1 protein-coding gene is annotated in these 249 nt (G+C 71.1%); it reads right to left on the reverse strand.

What is annotated here, in order from left to right:
• A partial coding sequence (locus tag BYZ73_RS22165) for a phage portal protein (protein ID WP_146746442.1) occupies positions 1-249 on the reverse strand: 249 nt, incomplete at both ends.

Below are 249 nucleotides of genomic sequence, written 5' to 3' on the forward strand. Positions count from 1 at the left end.
GGCGCCCGAACTGCAGCGTCGACATGCCGCCCAGCGGATCGCCCCCCGGCCCGCGGACATGCAGCACGTCGCGATCGGTGCCGACGAAGGTTCTGCCGTCCCGCGTCCAGCGGTATTCGAGCGCGCCATCGGGCCGCCGCCGCACCGACACCGCCTCGGGATGGATCGGGTAAAGCCCCACCACCCGGGCGCCCGACCGCTCGACCTGGGCATAGCCATTGCCCCAGAGCTCGATCGAGAGGTTGAGAT

It is taken from the genome of Rhodovulum viride (genome assembly GCF_003265965.1).
GTDB classification, from domain to species: Bacteria; Pseudomonadota; Alphaproteobacteria; order Rhodobacterales; family Rhodobacteraceae; genus Rhodovulum; species Rhodovulum kholense.